A 19,097-nucleotide genomic window follows, 5' to 3' on the forward strand; every position below is an offset into this window, starting at 1 on the left:
CTCCGCGCGACACACCGGAGACGACCTTGCCATGGCCCATGCCCTGGGCGCGCCCGCTGCCCCCGCCATCCTGCGCAATGCCGAACTCGACGCCGATGCGGTGCGCCAGGCGCGGGTCGACCTGGCCGCCTGCTTCCGCATGGCCGCGCGGCTCGGCATGCATGAGGGCATCTGCAACCACTTTTCCTTCGTCGTGCCGGGGCGTGACGACCTGTTCCTGGTGAATCCCTATGGCTGGGCGTTCAGCGAGATCACCGCGTCGCGCCTGCTGGTCTGCGACTTCAACGGCAATGTCGTGGCGGGCGATGGCGTGCCGGAAGCCACCGCCTTCTTTATCCATGCCCGCGTGCACCTGAACAAGCCGCGTGCGAAGGCCGCCTTCCACACCCACATGCCGAATGCGACGGCGCTCGCCATGCTGGAAGGGCCGCCGCTGGTCTGGGCCGGGCAGACGGCGCTGAAATTCTATGGCCGTACCCTGATCGATGAGGACTATGCCGGCCTCGCGCTCGATGAGACGGAAGGCGACCGTATCGCCGCATCCATCGGCGATGCCGACATCGTCTTCATGAAGAACCACGGCGTGATGGTGGTAGGCGCCTCGGTCGCCGAGGCCTGGGACGATTTGTACTATCTGGAGCGCGCCGCCGAGGTGCAGCGCATGGCGATGGCGACCGGCCGCGCCCTGAAGCCGGTGCCGCCGGAGATGGCGGCCCGCACCTATGCCCAGATGCGCGAAGGCGACCGCGAAAGCGCACGGCTCCACCTGGACAGCATCAAGCGGATCCTGTCGCGCGAGGAACCGGATTTCATGCATTGACCCGGCACGCGCTGCGCTATCTTCCGGCGCTGCTCGGCATCGCCATGGCTTGGCCGGCGGCGGCCCAGGATGCCCCGGCGGCCGTCGCCGCGGGGAGCCCGCCCCCCGCCGCACCGGCGCCCGCCTCGCGCCAGGCCGATGAGCGGCCGAACGGCATCGCGGTCTTTGCCGGGCTCTATTCTTCCGACGTCTTCTCGGACATCGTCACCAGCCCGTGGGACACCAGGACGGAGAACATCTATCTCCTCACCCTGTCCTACAACCGGCGCATCACCACGGTGTTCCGCCACCTCGACATCGAGGTGGAAGCCGGCGCCGGCCGCCGCTTCGGCGACAACAACAGCTTCGAGGGCTATGCGGCGCTCGGCCTCCGCTGGACCTATTTCCCCTGGAACCGGTACCTGCGCACCAGTTTCGCGGTCTATCCGATCGGGCCGTCCTATGTGGCGGACCTCTCGCCTTCGGAAGTGGCGAAGGATGGACGCTCGGCGAACTGGCTGAACTATTTCTCGCTGGAACTGACCTTCGCGGCGCCGGAATTGCCGGAGCTCGAGGTGCTGTTCCGGCTGCATCACCGGTCCGGCGCCTTCGGGGCGATCAACGGGTCGACCAACGGCGCCGATTTCCTGAGCGTCGGAGCGCGCTACCGGTTTTGACGCCGACCCGCACGCCGCGGCCGGACGGGACCGGGCTGGCCCTTCTCCTAGTGACAACGATCGGCTGGGGCCTCAACTGGCCGGCGATGAAGCTGCTGCTGGCCGAATGGCCGGTGCTGACGACGCGCGCCTCGGCCGGCGTGGTCGGCCTGGCGGTGCTGCTCGCGGTGACGATGGCCCGGCGGGAAAGCCTGGCGGTGCCGTGGTCGCTGTGGCCGCGGCTGGTGCTGACGTCGCTGCTCAACGTCACGGCCTGGATGGGGCTCGCCTCCTTCTCGCTGCTGTGGCTGTCGGCGGCGGAGGCGACGATCGTCTGCTACACCATGCCGGTCTGGGCGGCGCTGATGGCCTGGGCGATCCTGGGCGAAAAGCCTGGGCCGGCGCGCATCGCCGGGCTGCTGCTGGCGCTGTCGGGCCTCGCGCTGCTGGTGCTCGGCCGCGGCGTCGCGGTGGGGTTGGAAAAGGCGCCGGGCGTCGCCTTCGGGCTGGGCTCGGCGATTCTGTTCTCGCTCGGCACGGTGGTCACCAAGCGCTGGCCGCTCGGCCTTCCGCCGACCTGCGCGACCGTGTGGCAGGTGGGGCTCGGCATCCTGCCGCTGGGGCTGCTGGCGGCGGCCTTTGACCATCCGGACATCGCCCGGCTGTCGATGCTGGACTGGGCCTTGCTGGCCTATGGCGGCGTCTTCGCGCTGGGGCTGTGCTACCTGTCCTGGTTCGCGGCGCTGCGGCGCCTGCCGGCCTCGCTGGCATCGCTGGGGACGTTGATCACGCCGATGGTGGGCGTGGCGAGTGCTGCGTTCTTCCTCGGCGAACCCTTCGGCTGGCGGGAGGCGACGGCGATGGGGCTGACGCTGTCGGGGGTTGGCCTGGCTTTGCGTGGATAACGGATCTCGCCGTGGCTTTTGCGGTTCGATGCGGGGCATCGGGCCGGCAGCGCGCGGTGCCACCTCAGCCGTTGCGGCCACCGCGCTGGCTCGACAGCGCTTGGCGCGACGGCAAGGCCGGCGAACCGGCTCCAACCCCGTTGCCGCGCAACGCGGTTGGAACACCCTGATGCCGGGCGCGGCGGTGCCGCGATCAGTGCTTTGCCTGGGTCATCCTGTCGACGTACGCGATGCCGATGGCCGACAGGATGAAGGCCATGTGGATGATGGTCTGCCACATCACCGATTCCGACGTGACCGTGGCATTCGGCTGGCCGATCCGGCTCGCCTCGATGAAGGTGCGCAGCAGGTGGATCGAGGAGATGCCGATGATCGCCATCGCCAGCTTCACCTTGAGGATGCCGGCATTCACATGGCTCAGCCATTCCGGCTGGTCCGGGTGGCCCTGCAGGCGCAGCCGCGACACGAAGGTCTCGTAGCCGCCGACGATGACCATCACCAGCAGGTTCGAGATCATCACCACGTCGATCAGCCCCAGCACGACCAGCATGATCTGCTGCTCGGTGAAATCGCCGGCATGGCTCACCAGGTGCCACAATTCCTTGACGAACAGGAATACGTAGACCGCCTGCGCGACGATCAGCCCGAGATAGAGCGGGAATTGCAGCCAGCGCGACCCGAAGATCAACTGGGCGATGGGGGTCAGCGGCACAGTCGCCGCAGCAGGGGTCTCACGCTGCATGAGGTCTGTCGTCTCCTGATGGGGTTCCCGGCGCCCTGCGACAGGCGGCGCGGGCGCATAGCATGGATTGCGCGCGCCGACGCAGCCCCCTCGCATCAGCCCACGGCGATGTTGTCCAGCAGGCGCACCGCGCCGAGCCGGGCCGCCGCCACCAGCCGCATCGGGCCTTCCGGGCGCCGCGCGGCCAGGGGCTTCAGCGTTTCGGCCTCGACCAAGGCCAGGTAGTCGGGCGCGAAGCCGTGGACGCGCAGCGTCTCCAGCCCCTCCTCCAGCGCGGTCGCGACCACGCCGCCCTCGGCGATCGCCGTCGCGGCCCGTGTCATCACGCGCAGCAGCACCGGCGCCGTCGCACGGTCCTGCGGCGACAGGAAGCGGTTGCGCGATGACATGGCCAGCCCGTCACCCTCCCGCACAGTCGCGACCGGCAGGATGCGGATGGGGATGTCGAGGTCGGCGGCCATACGCGTGACCACCTGCAATTGCTGCCAATCCTTCTCGCCGAAGACGGCGATCTGGGCCTCGCTTTGCAGGAAAAGCTTGCAGCAGACCGTCGCCACGCCGCGGAAATGGCCCGGGCGGGCATCGCCCTCCCACCCCGCGGACGGGCCGGCGACCTCGATCACCGTGGCGCTTCCGGGGGGGTACATCGCTTCGACCGGCGGCATCCACACGAGGTCGCAGCCCGCGCCGCGCAGCTTGGCGAGGTCGCCTTCCTCGTCGCGCGGATAGCGCGAGAGATCCTCGTTCGGACTGAACTGCAACGGATTGACGAAGATGGAGGTCGCGACCGCGTCGGTGGCCTGGCGCCCCGCGCCGACCAGCGCGAGATGCCCGTCATGCAGCGCCCCCATGGTGGGCACCAGGGCGAGACGTTTGCCGTCCGCGCGCAGGGCGGCGGTGGCGGCGCGAAGGGAAGGGAGGTCGCGGCAGATCAGCATCCGGGCGTTCTAGAGCAGATCGCGCCAGGCTGTAATCAAACCAACGGCACGAGGCGTTGACTCGTGCCGAGGCCGCGAATGCGGCCCGACGGTAGTCCGGCGTCATGCCGGAGGCGTGCCTATGGCACGACGCCAAGTAAACTGGAGGTTTGCGCCCGGCGTCTGAGGGCATGAAAATATGCATACCAACGGTCGAAGAATTCGGCCGTTGGTATCAGTCAGGCGCGTGAAGATGCCCGTGAAAACAACGGCCTGGATCGGCTGGCGCGAGCGTGGGTGCGCGAAAGCCGATCCCGCCAGATGCCGATCATCGAAATCTCATCCGCGACGGATGGACGCTTCCATCGCGCGGGGCGAGGCACCGGGGGACGGATCGAGGATGTCGTCCTCCCAGATATGCAGGATGCCGAGCGGCGGGCTCGAACGCTCCCGCAGCTTGGCATAAGCGGCGGCCTCGATGCGCGGACGGGCGGCAGCGAAGCGCGCCATCAGGTCCGTGGTCTTGAACGGCCCGCCCCCGGTAACGCCAAGCAGGGCAAGCCGGGAGATGGCGCAGCGAACCGCGATGCCATCATCCATGTTCAGTTCGAAGATCAGCCGCTGGCCGTCCCAGCGTGGCGCCTGCAGCGCTTCGGTGGCGGTCATGACGGCACCCGGCCATCGACGGCCAGCGCTGTCGCGAGTTCCGCCGGCGTGATCGTCAACGCCTGCACCAACCGCCCGGAGGCGAGGCCGTGCGGCGCGATCGTCATGCTGGTTCGCCGCCAGGCGGGAAAGGACAGGCCGGTCAGCATCTCCTCCTCCGTCTCGACCCGGTAGCGTCCCGCGGGCAGCGGGCCGGAACGGGTGGAAAGCCGGAACGGGTGTTGGAATTCCACCACCTCGGTCGTCGTGCGTGATTCCATCGTGGGTCACCGGGCCAGCCGATCGGCGCAGGCGCGGGCGACATCGGGATCGACGGTGGTGCCGCCGGGCGGGTTGGTCGTGAAGCGGCGGGCCAGGGTGTTGCGCGCGGACCAGTCCAGCCGCGCCGGATCAGGCGTGTCGACCCGTGCACGATCGGCGCAATAGACCGCCTGCTGTTCGACCACGCCATTGTGGGCGAGCGTCTGCGCCGTGCTGGTGCGCATCTGGAAGCCCATCATGCCGGAAATGATCGGCCCGGCGACAAGCCCGACGCCGAGTGCGAGGAGCAGCGGCTTCGCCTTCGTCCAGCGCGAGGAGAGATCAGCGGAGAAACGGGCAAAGGCGCTCGGTGTGACGGCGGACATTGTCGGTACTCCAGGCGGGCATGGCGTTCAGGCAAAGCCTGCATGTCCGGCGGAGGCGGGAAGAAATATCCCCGATCAATTCCACGGGCATGACCGCAACATTCAGATGGATATTATTTCCGGAAATACAATCGAGGATTCGGAAATATTTCGGTGCTGCCGCAGGCGGCGGCACGCCGATCTGGGCAACAGGCTTGCCCCTGCCGGCCGGAGGGATTAGGCGGCCTCATGTCCCTCGACCGCATGACCATCCGCCTGCAGGCCGGCCGCGACCGCCGCGTGAAGGCTGGCCACCCCTGGGCCTTTTCCAACGAGATCGCCATGACGCCGGCCGCGAAGGCGCTGCCGCCGGGCAGCGTCGTGCGGCTCGAAGGCGATGACGGGGTCAGGCATGGCGCCTTCCATTTCAACCCGCATTCGCTGATCGCCGCGCGGCGCCTGTCGGCCGACCCGGATGCCGCCTGCGATGCCGGCTGGTTCCGCGCCCGCCTGGCAGAGGCGCTGGCCCTGCGCGAGCGCCTGTTCGATGCACCGCACTATCGGCTGGTCCATGCCGAGGCCGATGGCCTGCCGGGGCTGGTGATCGACCGCTACGGCGATGTGCTGGCTTTGCAGGCGAATACGGCGGGCATGGAGGCGGCGACGCCGCTGATCGTCGAGGCGCTGGCGGAACTGATCGACCCGCGCGGCATTGTCGCCCGCAACGACAGCGCCGTGCGCGCGCTGGAAGGACTGCCCGAGGCCACCACGCTGCTGCACGGCGACGCCGCCGGCGCCGTGGTGGAGGAGAATGGCCGCCGCTTTCCCGTCGATCTGCTCGGCGGGCAGAAGACCGGCTGGTTCTTCGACCAGCGCGAACATCGCGCGCGGGTGTCGCGGCTGGCGCAGGGTGCCACCGTGCTCGACGCCTTTTGCCACACCGGCGGCTTCGGCATCGGCTGCGCGGTGGCAGGTGCTGCGCAGGTCACGCTGCTCGACCGCAGCGAACACGCGCTGGCGACGGCGCGCGAGTCCGCGGCGATGAACGGCGTCGCCGACCGCGTCACCGCGCAGCGCGGCGAGGCGATGGAGGCGCTGGAGCGCATGGTCGGCGCCGGGCAGCGCTTCGGCGTGGTCATCACCGACCCGCCGGCCTTCGCCAAGACGCGCAAGGACCAGCCGGCCGCCCTGCGCGCCTATGGCAAGCTGGCGCGGCTGGCGGCGGCGCTGACCGAGCGCGGCGGGTTCCTGTTCATCGCGTCCTGCAGCCATCACGTCAGCCCCGGCGAATTCGCCGATGCCGTCGCCTGGGGCGTGCACCGCGCACGCCGGGATGCGCGCATCCTGCACATGGGCGGCGCCGGGCCGGACCATCCGCTGCATCCGATGCTGCCGGAAAGCCAGTATCTGAAGGGCATGCTGCTGCACCTGCCGTGACGCTGCCCCACGCTCGGTTCCTGCATCCTGCGCCGTTGCCGGTGGCGCCCCGCCTGGCGCGGGGTTGGCGCGTGACGGTGTTCGAGGCCGCGGGGGCCGAGGTGCGGCTCGGGCGGCGTTCGGCCGCGGTGGATATGCTGCTGAAGGCGAGCGGCGCGCGGCAGGGCGCCTTCATCGGCGCATGGAACCCGATCAGCCGTGCGATGCCACGCGGCTGGAACGACCGTGCCCTGGCGCGACTGCGCCACTGCGCGCCGTTGCGGTTCGTCGACGGCACCGGCCATGCCGCGCGGCCGCCCTGGTGCGAGCATCACCTGCTGATGCTGGGCGATGTGCGCCGCATCGCGGTCCTGGCCTGCCGCTTCCGCCAGCACGCCATCCTGCGCGTGCGGCTGCGCGGAACGTCGCGGCTGCTGGTGTTGCGATGAAGGCGGCGGCGGTCTTCCTCGCGGCGGTGTTCACGCTGCGCGCCGCACTCGGCGTGCTGTTCCAGGCACCGGGGGCGGCCGGGCCGGTGCTGGTGCCGCAATTCGGCATGGACTGGACGCAGTTCGGCACGCTGGTCGGGCTGTTCTGGCTGCCGGGGCTGTTCCTTGCCGTGCCGATCGGGCTCGCCGCCCCGCGGCTGAGTGATCGGTGGATGGTGCTGGCCGGCTGCGCCCTGCTGGTCGCGGGCGGGGTGGTTTCGGCGGCGGCGGGTGGCGTGGCGCTGCTGTATGCCGGGCGGCTGCTGATGGGCACCGGGACGGTCATGGTCATCGTGCTGCTGACCAAGATGATGCAGGACCGCTTCAAGGGCGCGGACCTGTTCCCGGCCATGTCGATCTATGTGTTGGGCTGGCCGCTAGGCATCGCGGCGGCGCAGGCGGTGCTGCCGGGGCTGGCGGTGGGCCTCGGCTGGCAACTGCCCTTCCTGGTGGGCGCGGCGAGCATGGCGGTGGCGCTGCTGGCACTCGCCGCCGCATCGCGACCTGTGCCGGGGGCAGCGCGCCCGCCAGCAGCCGATGGCAGGCTGACGGGGCGCGAGATCCGCCTGATGTGCCTGGCCGGCGCCTGCTGGGCGATGGTGAACGGGACCTACATGATCCTGGTGACCTTCGCGCCGCCACTGCTGGTCGCGCGCGGCCTGTCGGTGGCCGAGGCCGGCTTCGCGACATCCCTGATGTCCTGGGTGAACCTGGTTGCGGTGCCGGCGGGGGCGATGCTTGCGCGGCGGCCGGCGTTGGTGCTGCCGATGGTGGTGGGCTGCGTCGCTGCCGCGGCGGGTCTGGCGGCGGTCTTGCCCTTCGCGGGGCTGGGCTGGGCGGCGGCGATCCTGGCGCTGCACGGGTTGCTGTATGCGCTGCCGATCACGGTGTTCTCCGCCCTGCCGGCGCTGGCGGTGCCGCCGGAACGCCGCGCGCAGGGGCTCGGCGTGTATTTCGTGTGGTTCTATGGCGGCTGCACCGGCTTCCCGCCGCTGGCGGGGTGGCTGGCGGACCGGACCGGCGGGGCGACGGTGCCGGTGATCTTCGCCGCCGCGCTGCTGATGGCGGCACTGGGGCTGTTCCTGGCGTTCAGGCGGGTGGTCGCGCGCGGGTAGCCGCCGTGGGCGCGCAGACGGCCCGGCGAGCCGGCGGATGCCGGAAGCCGCCTTGCCCCCGGCTGACCACACCCGCCAAAGGCCCAAGGCCTTGGAAGCCTCGACCCGGCGCCGGCCGCGAAGTTGTCGCTACAGCACGATGCGGAAGCGCAGGGCCTGGGCGGCGCCATAGGCCGCGTCCTTGCGGAAGCAACCCAGCAGCAGCCCGCCATTCGCCGTGATCACCCGCTGCGACGCGACATTCTCCGGGTCCGTCGTCAGTTCGACATGGCGCAACCCGAGCGCCCGAGCCTCCGGCAGAAGCAGCGCCAGCGCCCGCGTGGCGTGCCCCTGCCCGCGCTTGCCTGGCACCACCGCATAGCCGATGTGCCCGAGCACATGCGCGGGCAACGCGTCAGTTCCCGTCTGCCAGCGCAGATGAATCGCGCCGCAGAATTCGCCATCCCAGATCCAGCGCGTGAAGGCCGGCAGGCGCGGAACGCTGGTCCCATCCGGCAGGCTGATCGGCGCCCCGCGCGCCTGGGGATCATGCAGGCTGTCAAGGAAGGCATCCGCATCGCGCTCGATGGCCGCGAGATGCGCGCGCACCACCGCATCCCCCGCGACATTCGCCGGCGACCAGCCCCCGCGCAGCGCGGCGACGTAGCCCGCCAAGGCCGCCCGTCCCGGCCGGATCAGTGTGGTCACGGCGCCAGGACGCGCCGCGCCGTCCACCCCGCCACGCCGCAGCCCGCGATCACCAGCGCCATCGGCACCGCCGTGCCATCCTGCAACGCGCCGAGCAGCGCCCCGACGCCAGCCCCGATGCCGAATTGCAGCGTTCCCATCAGCGCGGAGGCACTGCCCGCCACCGCCCCATGCGGCCCCATGCCGAGGGCCACCGTCAGCGGCATCACCGCCCCGATCATCGCGATGTAGCAGAACAGCGCGACCAGCAGCGCGACGAAGCCGCCAACGCCCGTGGCCGACACGAACAGCAGCGCGAGCCCCGCGAGGAAGGGCACCCAGATCACCACCGGCAGCAGCCGCGCCGGCGCGATGCGCTGCGCCAGCCGCCCCACCGCCTGCCCCATCACCATGATGCCCAGCGCATTGGCGCCGAAATAGAAGCCGAAATGCTCGGCCCGCACGCCGTGCAACTCCATGAACACGAAGGGCGAGCCGCTGATATAGGCGAACATCCCGCCGATGATGAACCCGCCCGTCAGCGCAAATCCCAGGAAGCGCCGGTCCCCCAGCAGTCCCAGCCACACGCGCAGCACGCCCAGCACGCCGTCCCGCCGGCGCCGCGCCGGTTCCAGCGATTCCGGCAGGAACAGCGCGAGCACGACGAGCATCGTCGCGCCATAGAACGCAAGCAGCCAGAAAATGCCGCGCCAGCCGAAGGCCGGCAGCAGCGCGCCGCCGATCACGGGTGCCACGATCGGTGCCACGCCCATCACCAGCATCAACTGCGCCATCAGGCGCACCGCGCCGCGTTCATCCGTCACGTCGCGCACCACGGCCCGCGCGATCACCATCCCCGCGCAGCCGCCCAGCGCCTGCACCAGCCGTGCGGCGGTCAGCACCTGGATGTCGGGGGCGAGCGCGCAGACCACAGCCGCCACCGTGTACAGCCCCAGCCCGACGAACAGCGGCGCCCGCCGCCCATGTCGGTCCGACAACGGCCCATACAACACCTGCCCGACGGCCAGGCCCAGGAAGTAGATGGCAAGTGTGCCCTGCACCGCCCCGGCCGTCGCGCCCAGGGACGTCCCGATCGCCGGCAGCGCCGGCAGGTACATGTCGATGGAGAACGGCCCGATGCCGGCCAGCGCGCCGAGGATCAGGGCCAGCCTCCGATGGCTGGGCGCGCTCACGCCGCGGGTGCTGCCGCCAGGGCCTCGGCGGCCAGCGCCAGCGCCTGTTCCACCGCCGCGCGCCCTTCCACCGAAAGCGGTGCCTGCGGCGGCACCGGGTCGCCCACGGCGAAGCCCTGGATCTGCAACGCCCCCTTGATGCAGGCGGCGAGCGAATGCGCGGCGAACAATTCGTTCACGCGCCACAGTGCGCGCTGCAGCGTCATCGCCGCATCCCATTTCCCGGCGCGGCACAATTCATACAACCGCACGGATTCACGCGGGATGGCGCAGGCCGGCCCGGCCATCCAGCCCTTGCCGCCGATCATCATCACCGCCGCCGGGATATGGGCCGAGGCGGCGAAGACATCCATCCGCCCCTGGGTGCGGTTGAGGATCGACAACAGCCGCCCGGTATTGGTCGAGGCATCCTTGATCAGCCCGATGCGCGGATGCCGCGACAGCGTGTCGATCGCCGACAGCGAGAGGTCCGAGCGCTGGAAATTCGGGTTGGTGTAGAGCACCACCGGCAGGTCGGTCGCATCCGCGATGGCGGTGAAATAGGCGACGACCCCAGCCTCGGAGAGCGGGAAATAGGCTTCGAGGATGGCAAGGATGCCATTCGCGCCGATCGCGGCGTAGTCCTGCGCCTGGCGCACCGCATCGGCCGTGGTGGTCGCGGCGACGCCCGCCACCACCGGCACGCGGCCGCGCGCCTGGTCGACCACGATCTCGACGATGCGCCGCCGCTGGGCCGCATCCAGATAGGCGAATTCCCCGGTGCTGCCGAGCGGCGTCAGGCCATGCACACCCGCATCGACCAGATGATCCACCAGCCGGCGCAACTGGGCTTCCAACACGGCCCCATCCGGCGCGACGGGGGAGACAAGATAGGGGAAGACCCCGTGAAACGCGCTCATGCCGATCCTTCATCCAGTTCTCGCAGCACGGCGAGCAGGTCCTGCCGCGCGGGCTCGGGCAGCCCATGCACGGTCGCGGCGACACGACGCAAGGCGCGTCGCATGCCATGGATCTGGTCGAGCAGACCGAGAGCGACCGCGACACCTTCGTCATTCACGCCCATCGCCTCCCGCAGGTCGCGGATCAGGCAGGCGCGGGCGAGGTCGGTCTCGCTGTAGCCCGAAGGCTGCGGCGCGATCCAGCCGGCGGAGACCCACTGCCGCATCGTCGTCACCTCGATGCGCAGGCTGCGCAGCGCGTCGGCATCCTCGGCCATGTCAGCTCTCCATCCCTTCGCGCGGGTTCTGCGCGCGGCCGGCCTTCCATCCTTCGACGAAGGCTTCGAGTTCGGCATCGGGCGCGTCCGGCAGCACGATGCGCAGCGTGGCGAAAGCGTCGCCGCGCGTGCCGTCGCGCCGCTTCACGCCGCGGCCTTTCAGCCGCAGCACAGTGCCGGTGTTCGACCCCTTAGGCACCGTGACCATCACCGCGCCGGCGGGCGTCGGCACTTCGATTTTGCCGCCCAGCACCGCCTCGGTCAGCGTCACCGGCAGGTCGAGCAGGATGTCGTCGTCGCGCCGCGTGTAGTGGCGGTGCTCGCCGATGCCGATCTCCACCAGCAGGTCGCCCGCCGGCCCGCCGCCGATGCCGGGCGAGCCCTTGCCGCGCAGCCGCAGCACCTGGCCTTCGCGCGTGCCGGGCGGGATGGTCACGTCCACCGTGCTGCCATCGGGCAGCGTCACCCGCCTGGTTCCGCCATTCACCGCATCGAGGAATTCAATGTCGAGCCGTGCGTGGATGTCGCCGCCCTGCATGCGGAACTGCGCCCCACCGCGGCTACGCCGCGCGCCGCGGCCGAACAGCGCGCCGAGCAGCTCGTCCTCGTCCATCATGTCGGCGAAACCGGCATCGGAAGCGTAGGCCCCACCGGCGTGATCTCGATAATATTGCTGCTGCGGCGGGCGCTCATTGCCAGCGGCGTCGATCTCGCCGCGGTCGAAGCGCGCGCGCTTGTCGGCATCGCCGAGGATGTCGTTCGCGGCGGACACCGCCTTGAACTTCTCCTCCGCCGCCTTGTCGCCGGGGTTGAGGTCCGGGTGCAGCTTGCGGGCGAGCTTGCGGTAGGCCTTGCGGATATCCTCCGCCGAGGCATCGCGCTTCACGCCCAGGACGTCGTACGGGTCCTCGTTCACGATGCCTCCTGCGGCGCTCAGGCTTCGGCCAGCGCGGCGAGCAGCCGGATATGGCTGTCGATGCCGCGCTCGAAGCAGACGAGGTCGAATTTTTCGTTCGGGCTGTGCACCTGGTCGTCATCCAGGCCGAAGCCGACCAGCAGGCAGTCGAGGCCGATGATCTCCTTGATCTGGCCGACCACCGGCAGCGACCCGCCGCCGCCCTGCAGCACGGCGGGCTTGCCGAACTCGGCGGTCAGCGCGACCTGCGCGGCGCGGACAAAGGGGCTGTCGGCAGGGATCTGCAGGCCCTCGCCCAGGCTGAAGACCTGGATCTTCACCTGCGCGTCATCCGGCAGACGCGCGACGATGAAGTCGCGGAAGCCGGCGAGAACCTTCGTCGCGCTCTGCCCGGCGACCAGGCGGAAGGACACCTTCGCATGCGCCGTCGAGGGGATGACGGTCTTCGCCCCTTCCCCGGTGTAGCCGCCCCAGATGCCGTTCACATCGACCGTCGGGCGCGCCCACAGCCGTTCGAGCGGCGCGCGGGTGATCTCGCCGGAAGGCACCGACAGGCCGACGCCACCGAGGAAGGCACCCTCGTCGAATTGCAGCGCATCCCACTGCGCACGCTGCGCGGCCGAAAGCTCGGGCACATCGTCGTAGAAGCCGCGGATCAGGATCTCGCCGGTGTCGTCCTTCAGGTCGCCCAGGATGCGCGTGATCAGGTTGATCGGGTTCAGCGCCGACCCGCCATACAGGCCGGAATGCAGATCCTTGTTCGCCGCCGTGATGTCGAGCTGCGTGTAGAGCAGCCCGCGCACGCTGGTGACGATCGAGGGCGTATCGAGGTTCCACATGTTGCTGTCGCTGATGACGACGACATCGGCGTCGCGCAACGCATCGGCGTGGGCGTCGAGGAAGTCCGGCAGGTTCTTCGACCCCGTCTCCTCCTCCCCTTCCACCATCACGGTGACGCGGCAGGGCGGGCCACCTTGCGTGTCGTGCCAGAAGCGCAGCGCCTCCAGCCAGGTCATCACCTGGCCCTTGTCGTCCACCGCGCCGCGCGCCACCGCGCGCTGGCCGTGCGGGCCATCGACCAGCACGGGCTCGAAGGGCGGGCTGGTCCAGAGTTCCAGCGGCTCGGCAGGCTGCACGTCGTAATGGCCGTAGAACAGCAGGTGCCGCCCGCCGCCGGTCGGCCCGGGATGATGACCGAGCACGACCGGGTGCCCCGCCGTGTCCTTCAGTTCCGCGGTGAAGCCGATGGCGCGAAGCTGTTCCGCCATCCATTCGGCCGCGCGCCGGCAATCCGGCGCGTGCTGCGGCTGTGCGGAAACCGAGGGAATGCGCAGCCACTCGAACCAGCGCGCGCGTGATGCATCCCGACGCGCGGCGGCATGGGCGAGAATGGTATCGACTGTGGTCATGCGTCTTTCGCCTGGCTGCGGAGAACGTGCTTCTGGATCTTGCCGGTGGAGGTCTTCGGCAATTCGGCGAAGACGATGTGGCGCGGCACCTTGAACCCCGCCAGATGCTGCTTGCTGAAGGCGATCAGTTCCTCGGCGGTCGCGGCCGCACCGGGCTTCAGCTCGACGAAGGCGCAGGGTGTTTCGCCCCATTTCTCGTCCGGTCGCGCCACCACCGCCACCACCGAGACGGACGGGTGCTTGTACAGCGCATCCTCGACCTCGATGGAGGAGATGTTCTCCCCGCCCGAGATGATGATGTCCTTCGAGCGGTCCTTCAACTGGACATAGCCATCCGGGTATTTCACCGCGAGGTCGCCGGTGTGGAACCAGCCGCCCTTGAAGGCCGCCGCCGTCGCCGCCTCGTCCTTCAGGTAGCCCTTCATCACGACGTTGCCGCGCATCATCACCTCGCCGAGCGTCGCGCCATCAGCGGGAACCGGGATCATCGTCTCCGGGTCCATCACATCGAGGCCCTCGAGCGCCAGATACCGCACGCCCTGCCGGGCCATCAGCGCCGCCTGCTCGGGGGCCGGCCTCGCATTCCAGCCGGCATGCCATTCGTTGACCACGGCGGGGCCGTAGACCTCGGTCAGGCCATAGACGTGACAGACGGCGAAGCCCGCGGCCTTCATCGCGGCAAGCACCGCCTCGGGCGGCGGCGCGCCGGCAACGATGAACTTCACCTGGCCGGGCAGCGTGCGCTTGTCGGCCTCGGGTGTGTTCAGCAGCGTCGCCATGATGATCGGCGCGCCGCACATGTTGGTGACGCCCTCATCGGCCATCAGCCGCCACATGTCGGGCCCGCGCACGGCGCGCAGGCAGACATGCACGCCGGCCTGCGCCGTGATGGTCCAGGGGAAGCACCAGCCGTTGCAGTGGAACATCGGCAGCGTCCACAGGTAGACCGGATGCTTGCCCATCTCCGCCGACAGCACGTTGCCCACCGCCAGCAGCTGCGCGCCGCGATGGTGATACACCACTCCCTTCGGCTTGCCCGTGGTGCCCGAGGTATAGTTCAGCGTGATCGCATCCCATTCGTCATCGGGCAGCGGCCAGGCGAAGCCGGCGTCACCCGTGGCGAGCAGCGCATCATAGGTCACGCCGCCCAGCGTCTCGGCACGCGAGGCCTCGGGTGCGAGCGGGTCGTCCACCTCGATGATCAACGGCTTCACCTTCGCCTGCACCAGCGCGAGGCGCACCGCCGGGATGAATTCGCGATCCACGATCAGCGCCTTCGCCTCGCCATGGTCGAGGATATAGGCGATGGTCGCGGCATCGAGCCGCGTGTTGATCGTGTTCAGCACGGCGCCGGCCATCGGCACGCCGTAATGGCATTCCAGCATTTCCGGAATGTTCGGCAGCACCGCGGCCACCGTGTCGCCACGCCCGATGCCGCGCCTGGCCAGCGCATCGGCCAGTTTCACGCAGCGGTCGCGCAGTTCGCGATAGTTCCGCCGCACCGCGCCATGCACCACGGCCAGCGTGTCGGGAAAGACCTGCGCCGAGCGTTCCAGGAACAGCAGCGGCGTCAGCGGCTGGTGGTTCGCGGCATCACGCGACAACCCTGTCTCGTACATGGTCATGTCGGTCCCTAACGATCCTGCCAGGTGGGCCGGCGCTTCGCGAGGAAGGCGCCGATCCCCTCGACGGCGTCATGCGCCATCAGATTGTCCGCCATGACGCAGGCGGCTTCGCGATAGGCATCGGCGAGCGGCAAATCCACCTGGCGATAGAAGCCGCGCTTGCCCATCCGCACCGTCAGCGCCGAACGCGCCGCGATGCGCCCGGCAAGTTCCAGCGCCACCGTCATCAGCTGGTCGGGTGCGACGACGCGGTTCACCAGCCCGATGCGCAGCGCCTCCTCGGCGCCGACCATGTCGCCGAGCATCAGCATCTCCATCGCCACCTTGCGCGGCACGGCCCGTGCGAGCGCCACCGCCGGCGTCGAGCAGAACAGCCCGATATCCACCCCCGGCGTGCAGAAGCGCGCCTGGTCGCTGGCCACCGCGAGGTCGCAAGTGGCGACCAACTGGCAGCCCGCCGCCGTCGCCACGCCCTGCACCGCGGCCACCACCGGCTGCGGCAATGCGGTGATCGCCTGCATCACGCGCGCACAGGTTTCCATCGCCCGGTCATAGAAGCCGCGACCGTGGTCCAGGTCGGCGCGATGCGCGTTGATCTCGCGCAGATCATGGCCGGCGCTGAACACCGGTCCGGCGGCGGCAAGGACAACGCAGCGCACCGAGGCATCCTCGGCGATGGCTGCCAGGGCGTTCTCCAGCGTCTCCAGCATCTGCAAGGACAGGCTGTTGCGCGAGGCTGGCCGGTTCAGCGTCAGCACCGTGACGCCGTTGGCATGGTCATCACGCAGCAGCATCGGTGCCGCCGCGCCCGCTTCGGTTGTTGCGCTCATCATCGCCCCCTACGCCGTGCCCGGGCATTCTAGAAGGTTTTCCGACCCAGCGGTATCGGCCGCCCCCTTGCCGCCTCGGCCGGACCGGGCCAGCCTTCGGGACGCCTTGGAGGGAACGATCATGGCCTGGACCGCACACACCATCATCCAGAACGGCAAGGCGATTCCCTTCCAGGAAGCACGCATCCATCCGCTGGCCGTCGGCCTCGCCTATGGCGCCTCGGTGTTCGAGGGCATCCGCGCCTACATGAATCCGGCGACCGGGCGCCTGTCGATCTTCCGGCTGGAGGAACACCTGGTGCGGCTCGACCAGGGCATGAAGTTCATGCGCTTCGACGATCCGCCCTCGCGCGACGCGCTGCGACAGGGCGTTCTCGATTCCGTGCGCGCCAATGCGCCGGATGACGACTGCTACATCCGCCTGCAGGTGCATATCGAAAGCCTCGGCAACCAGTCCACCACCGGGACGGTCGGCTGGGTCTGCGCGGCGATCCCGCGCGAACGCTCACCCAAGCGCGAAAGCGGGTTGTCGCTCGGCGTCTCCTCCTGGACGCGCATCGCCGACAACACCATGCCGGCACGCATCAAGGCGACCGCGAACTACCACGCCGGGCGCATCGCGACATTGCAGTCCAAGGCCGATGGCTACGACGCGCCGATCCTGCTGACGCGCGACGGCAAGGTCAGCGAATCCGCCGGCGCCTGCCTGTTCATGGTGCGCGACGGCGTGGTCATCACGCCCGCACGCGACAGCGACATCCTGGAAAGCGTGACGCGCGATACGGTGCTGCAACTGGCCGCCGAGCTCGGCCTGCCGACCACCGAACGCCGTGCCGACCGCACCGAACTGTATGTGGCGGATGAGGTGTTCCTCTGCGGCACGGGCCAGGAACTGGTGCCAGCCGCGATGATCGACCGCCTGCCGGTCGGTGACGGCAAGCCCGGACCGATCACGATGCAGTTGCAGGCCGCCTATGAATCCGTGGTGCGCGGCACGACGGATGCGCATGCTGAATGGCGTACGCCGGTGTGAAACAAGACAGGTCGGGGAAGAGCACTCCCCCGAAACGGTCACCCATCGACGTTGCTTCGCAACGCCACTGGGGCCCCAAGCCCTTCCTCCTTTGGCCTGTTGGCGCCAACCGCCAAAGCCAGTCTCCAACAGACAGAAAAAGCAGGGGGTTTGGGGGGGGAGTTCTCTCCCCCAACCTTCAATAGAATGGCGCACGCCGGTCCAATGACCGACGTGCGCCAGTGGGGAGCGGACCGCCTCGGGGGTAGTTAAGGCGGTGGTTCCGCTCCGCTCGGCATCCCCGGCAGGCCGAGGGGATTAGTAAGCCTGCCGCGCGCCGTTTCCTTACGCCGCGCGCAGCGGCAGGGCGATGAAGCGGCGGGCGCCGTCGCGTTCCACCTGCAGGGCGATGGACGGACGACCCGCCTCACGCGCCGTCCTCACCGCATCGACCACATCCTGCGGATTGGCGGCGTCGCGCTCACCGGCCCGCAGCACCACGTCACCCTGGCGAAGGCCACGCTCGGCCGCCACGGAGCCCGGCTCGACCCGGGTGATCTCCACGCCACCCTCGCGGCGCGGCGCAAGGCCGATGCCGAGCGAAGGCTGCGTCGCCGCGTCGGGCTTGCCGGCCGCAACCCGATTGGCAGGGTTGTTACCGATCTCGACGCGCTGCTCCATCGCCGTGCCATCGCGCAGGACGGCCAGCGTCGCGCTGCGGCCCGGTGCGACATCCGCCACGCCGGCGGCGAGGTCACGCGGCGTGTTGATGGCGCGACCGTCGATCGCGGTGATCACGTCACCCGCCCGCAGGCCCGCCTTGGCCGCCGGGCTGTCCGGCTCCACCGCGGAGACCAGCGCGCCCTTGGCATCGGCCGCACGCATCGCGGTCGCCAGGTCCTGGTCCATCGGCTGCAGGGACACGCCCAGCCAACCGCGCTGCACCGAGCCATGGTCGCGCAGCTGCGCCACGATGTGCTGCACCATCTTCGACGGCACCGCGAAGCCGATGCCGATGTTGCCGCCGGACGGCGAGAAGATCGCCGTGTTCATGCCGACCACGTCGCCCGCCGCGTTGAACAGCGGCCCGCCGGAATTGCCCGGGTTGATCGACGCATCCGTCTGGATGAAGTCGTCATAAGGGCCCTGGCCGATCTGGCGGCCGCGCGCCGAGACGATGCCCGCCGTGACGGTGCCGCCAAGGCCGAAGGGGTTGCCCATCGCCATCACCCATTCGCCGACGCGGGTGGTGTCGCTGTTGCCATAGGCCAGCGCAGGCAGCGGCGCGCCGGCCTCGACCTTGATCAGCGCCACGTCCGTCGCGGTGTCGCGGCCGATGACGCGGGCCGGCATCTCACGCCCATCGGCGAGTTCGACCTTCACCTCGGTGTTCTCGCCCACCACATGGGCGTTGGTCACGATGTAGCCGGCGGCGTCGACGATGAAGCCGGAACCCTGGCCGCCACGGCGTTCACCCTGCTGCGGTTGCTGGGGACCCTGGCCGCCACGGCGACGCAGCATCTCCTCCAGCGGGTTGCCGCGCATGTCGGGGGCGCCTTCGGCGCGGGCCTGGGTGACGCGCTCGGTCGTCATCACGCGCACCACGGAGGGGCCGACGCGGGCGGCGACATCGGCGAAGTCCGGCCCGGCCAGGCGCGGCAGCGCCACGCCGGCGACCGGGGCGGCAGCCTGCTGGGCGATGCCCGGAATGGCGGTCAGCGCCGTGGTGCCGAGGGCGAGCGCGAGGACGCCGGCGACGATGGCGGGACGGCGGAGGTTGAAGCGAGGCATCGAAGTCTCCCTGACGAGATCGGGTGGCCAGGCCGCTATGGCTCGGCGTCCCGCACAGAAAGCGCCCCGGCGCATCCACGCCCCCTGTCGCGTCCCTTACCGATCCGTATGCTGGTCGCCGCAGGACCGC

The 19,097-nt window shown here is 69.8% G+C and carries 21 protein-coding genes; 7 read left to right on the forward strand and 14 right to left on the reverse strand.

What is annotated here, in order from left to right:
• Positions 1 to 31: 31 nt before the first annotated feature.
• The 3 genes from AAFN86_RS15110 to AAFN86_RS15120 are packed head-to-tail and all read left to right on the forward strand — an operon-like array spanning position 32 to position 2,360.
• The gene (locus AAFN86_RS15110; protein WP_347544182.1) at positions 32 to 820 is read left to right on the forward strand and encodes an aldolase; all 789 of its coding nucleotides are present in this window, start codon (positions 32 to 34) and stop codon (positions 818 to 820) included.
• Positions 817 to 1,476, forward strand: coding sequence for a hypothetical protein (locus tag AAFN86_RS15115; RefSeq protein WP_347544183.1), 660 nt, complete (start codon positions 817 to 819; stop codon positions 1,474 to 1,476). Before AAFN86_RS15110 ends, AAFN86_RS15115 begins: the two co-directional genes overlap by 4 nt.
• The gene (locus AAFN86_RS15120; protein ID WP_347544184.1) at positions 1,473 to 2,360 is read left to right on the forward strand and encodes a DMT family transporter; all 888 of its coding nucleotides are present in this window, start codon (positions 1,473 to 1,475) and stop codon (positions 2,358 to 2,360) included. The genes AAFN86_RS15115 and AAFN86_RS15120 overlap by 4 nt, the downstream gene beginning before the upstream one ends.
• A 193-nt stretch (positions 2,361 to 2,553) precedes the next feature.
• On the opposite strand, the gene AAFN86_RS15125 is transcribed toward AAFN86_RS15120, so the two are convergent.
• The 5 genes from AAFN86_RS15125 to AAFN86_RS15145 all read right to left on the reverse strand — a co-directional run bounded on the left by AAFN86_RS15125 (position 2,554) and on the right by AAFN86_RS15145 (position 5,311).
• On the reverse strand, positions 2,554 to 3,102 hold the full coding sequence (locus tag AAFN86_RS15125; protein WP_347544185.1) for a TIGR00645 family protein: 549 nt from the start codon (positions 3,100 to 3,102) through the stop codon (positions 2,554 to 2,556).
• Between the two features lie 95 nt (positions 3,103 to 3,197).
• Positions 3,198 to 4,040, reverse strand: a complete 843-nt coding sequence (panC, locus tag AAFN86_RS15130) for a pantoate--beta-alanine ligase (RefSeq protein ID WP_347544186.1) — start codon at positions 4,038 to 4,040, stop codon at positions 3,198 to 3,200.
• A 318-nt stretch (positions 4,041 to 4,358) separates the two neighbouring features.
• A complete protein-coding gene (locus tag AAFN86_RS15135; RefSeq protein ID WP_347544187.1) occupies positions 4,359 to 4,685 on the reverse strand; it encodes a DUF1488 family protein in 327 nt (108 codons plus the stop codon).
• Positions 4,682 to 4,945, reverse strand: a complete 264-nt coding sequence (locus tag AAFN86_RS15140) for a hypothetical protein (protein ID WP_347544188.1) — start codon at positions 4,943 to 4,945, stop codon at positions 4,682 to 4,684. The genes AAFN86_RS15135 and AAFN86_RS15140 overlap by 4 nt, the downstream gene beginning before the upstream one ends.
• 6 nt (positions 4,946 to 4,951) lie before the next feature.
• On the reverse strand, positions 4,952 to 5,311 hold the full coding sequence (locus AAFN86_RS15145) for a hypothetical protein (RefSeq protein ID WP_347544189.1): 360 nt from the start codon (positions 5,309 to 5,311) through the stop codon (positions 4,952 to 4,954).
• A gap of 228 nt (positions 5,312 to 5,539) precedes the next feature.
• On the opposite strand from AAFN86_RS15145, the gene AAFN86_RS15150 reads away from it, so the two are divergent.
• The 3 genes from AAFN86_RS15150 to AAFN86_RS15160 are packed head-to-tail and all read left to right on the forward strand — an operon-like array spanning position 5,540 to position 8,309.
• Entirely contained in the window at positions 5,540 to 6,727 is a 1,188-nt protein-coding gene (locus AAFN86_RS15150; RefSeq protein ID WP_347544190.1) for a class I SAM-dependent rRNA methyltransferase, read from the forward strand.
• Positions 6,724 to 7,155: a DUF3293 domain-containing protein gene (locus AAFN86_RS15155; protein WP_347544191.1), complete on the forward strand. Its 432-nt coding sequence runs from the start codon at positions 6,724 to 6,726 to the stop codon at positions 7,153 to 7,155. The genes AAFN86_RS15150 and AAFN86_RS15155 overlap by 4 nt, the downstream gene beginning before the upstream one ends.
• On the forward strand, positions 7,152 to 8,309 hold the full coding sequence (locus tag AAFN86_RS15160) for an MFS transporter (RefSeq protein WP_347544192.1): 1,158 nt from the start codon (positions 7,152 to 7,154) through the stop codon (positions 8,307 to 8,309). Before AAFN86_RS15155 ends, AAFN86_RS15160 begins: the two co-directional genes overlap by 4 nt.
• A 129-nt stretch (positions 8,310 to 8,438) precedes the next feature.
• On the opposite strand, the gene AAFN86_RS15165 is transcribed toward AAFN86_RS15160, so the two are convergent.
• The 8 genes from AAFN86_RS15165 to AAFN86_RS15200 are packed head-to-tail and all read right to left on the reverse strand — an operon-like array spanning position 8,439 to position 16,164.
• A complete protein-coding gene (locus AAFN86_RS15165) occupies positions 8,439 to 8,996 on the reverse strand; it encodes a GNAT family N-acetyltransferase (protein ID WP_347544193.1) in 558 nt (185 codons plus the stop codon).
• The gene (locus AAFN86_RS15170; RefSeq protein ID WP_347544194.1) at positions 8,993 to 10,168 is read right to left on the reverse strand and encodes a Bcr/CflA family multidrug efflux MFS transporter; all 1,176 of its coding nucleotides are present in this window, start codon (positions 10,166 to 10,168) and stop codon (positions 8,993 to 8,995) included. Before AAFN86_RS15170 ends, AAFN86_RS15165 begins: the two co-directional genes overlap by 4 nt.
• On the reverse strand, positions 10,165 to 11,067 hold the full coding sequence (locus tag AAFN86_RS15175) for a dihydrodipicolinate synthase family protein (protein WP_347544195.1): 903 nt from the start codon (positions 11,065 to 11,067) through the stop codon (positions 10,165 to 10,167). Before AAFN86_RS15175 ends, AAFN86_RS15170 begins: the two co-directional genes overlap by 4 nt.
• Positions 11,064 to 11,384 (reverse strand): hypothetical protein, encoded by a 321-nt coding sequence (locus AAFN86_RS15180; RefSeq protein WP_347544196.1) that lies wholly within the window; start codon positions 11,382 to 11,384, stop codon positions 11,064 to 11,066. The genes AAFN86_RS15175 and AAFN86_RS15180 overlap by 4 nt, the downstream gene beginning before the upstream one ends.
• Position 11,385: 1 nt before the next feature.
• Positions 11,386 to 12,303 carry a DnaJ C-terminal domain-containing protein gene (locus tag AAFN86_RS15185; RefSeq protein WP_347544249.1) on the reverse strand — a complete coding sequence of 306 codons (918 nt, stop codon included), beginning with the start codon at positions 12,301 to 12,303 and terminating at the stop codon, positions 11,386 to 11,388.
• A gap of 14 nt (positions 12,304 to 12,317) precedes the next feature.
• Positions 12,318 to 13,709 carry a M20/M25/M40 family metallo-hydrolase gene (locus AAFN86_RS15190; protein WP_347544197.1) on the reverse strand — a complete coding sequence of 464 codons (1,392 nt, stop codon included), beginning with the start codon at positions 13,707 to 13,709 and terminating at the stop codon, positions 12,318 to 12,320.
• Positions 13,706 to 15,334: an acyl-CoA synthetase gene (locus AAFN86_RS15195; protein WP_347544198.1), complete on the reverse strand. Its 1,629-nt coding sequence runs from the start codon at positions 15,332 to 15,334 to the stop codon at positions 13,706 to 13,708. Before AAFN86_RS15195 ends, AAFN86_RS15190 begins: the two co-directional genes overlap by 4 nt.
• A gap of 8 nt (positions 15,335 to 15,342) precedes the next feature.
• On the reverse strand, positions 15,343 to 16,164 hold the full coding sequence (locus AAFN86_RS15200) for an enoyl-CoA hydratase (RefSeq protein ID WP_347544199.1): 822 nt from the start codon (positions 16,162 to 16,164) through the stop codon (positions 15,343 to 15,345).
• 121 nt (positions 16,165 to 16,285) lie between these two features.
• Between AAFN86_RS15200 and ilvE the strand changes: the two genes are divergently transcribed.
• Positions 16,286 to 17,197 (forward strand): branched-chain-amino-acid transaminase, encoded by a 912-nt coding sequence (gene ilvE, locus AAFN86_RS15205; RefSeq protein WP_347544200.1) that lies wholly within the window; start codon positions 16,286 to 16,288, stop codon positions 17,195 to 17,197.
• Between the two features lie 324 nt (positions 17,198 to 17,521).
• On the opposite strand, the gene AAFN86_RS15210 is transcribed toward ilvE, so the two are convergent.
• Entirely contained in the window at positions 17,522 to 18,967 is a 1,446-nt protein-coding gene (locus AAFN86_RS15210; protein WP_347544201.1) for a Do family serine endopeptidase, read from the reverse strand.
• Positions 18,968 to 19,097 lie beyond the last annotated feature (130 nt).

This window comes from Roseomonas sp. CAU 1739 (assembly GCF_039839775.1).
Lineage (GTDB): Bacteria > Pseudomonadota > Alphaproteobacteria > Acetobacterales > Acetobacteraceae > Neoroseomonas.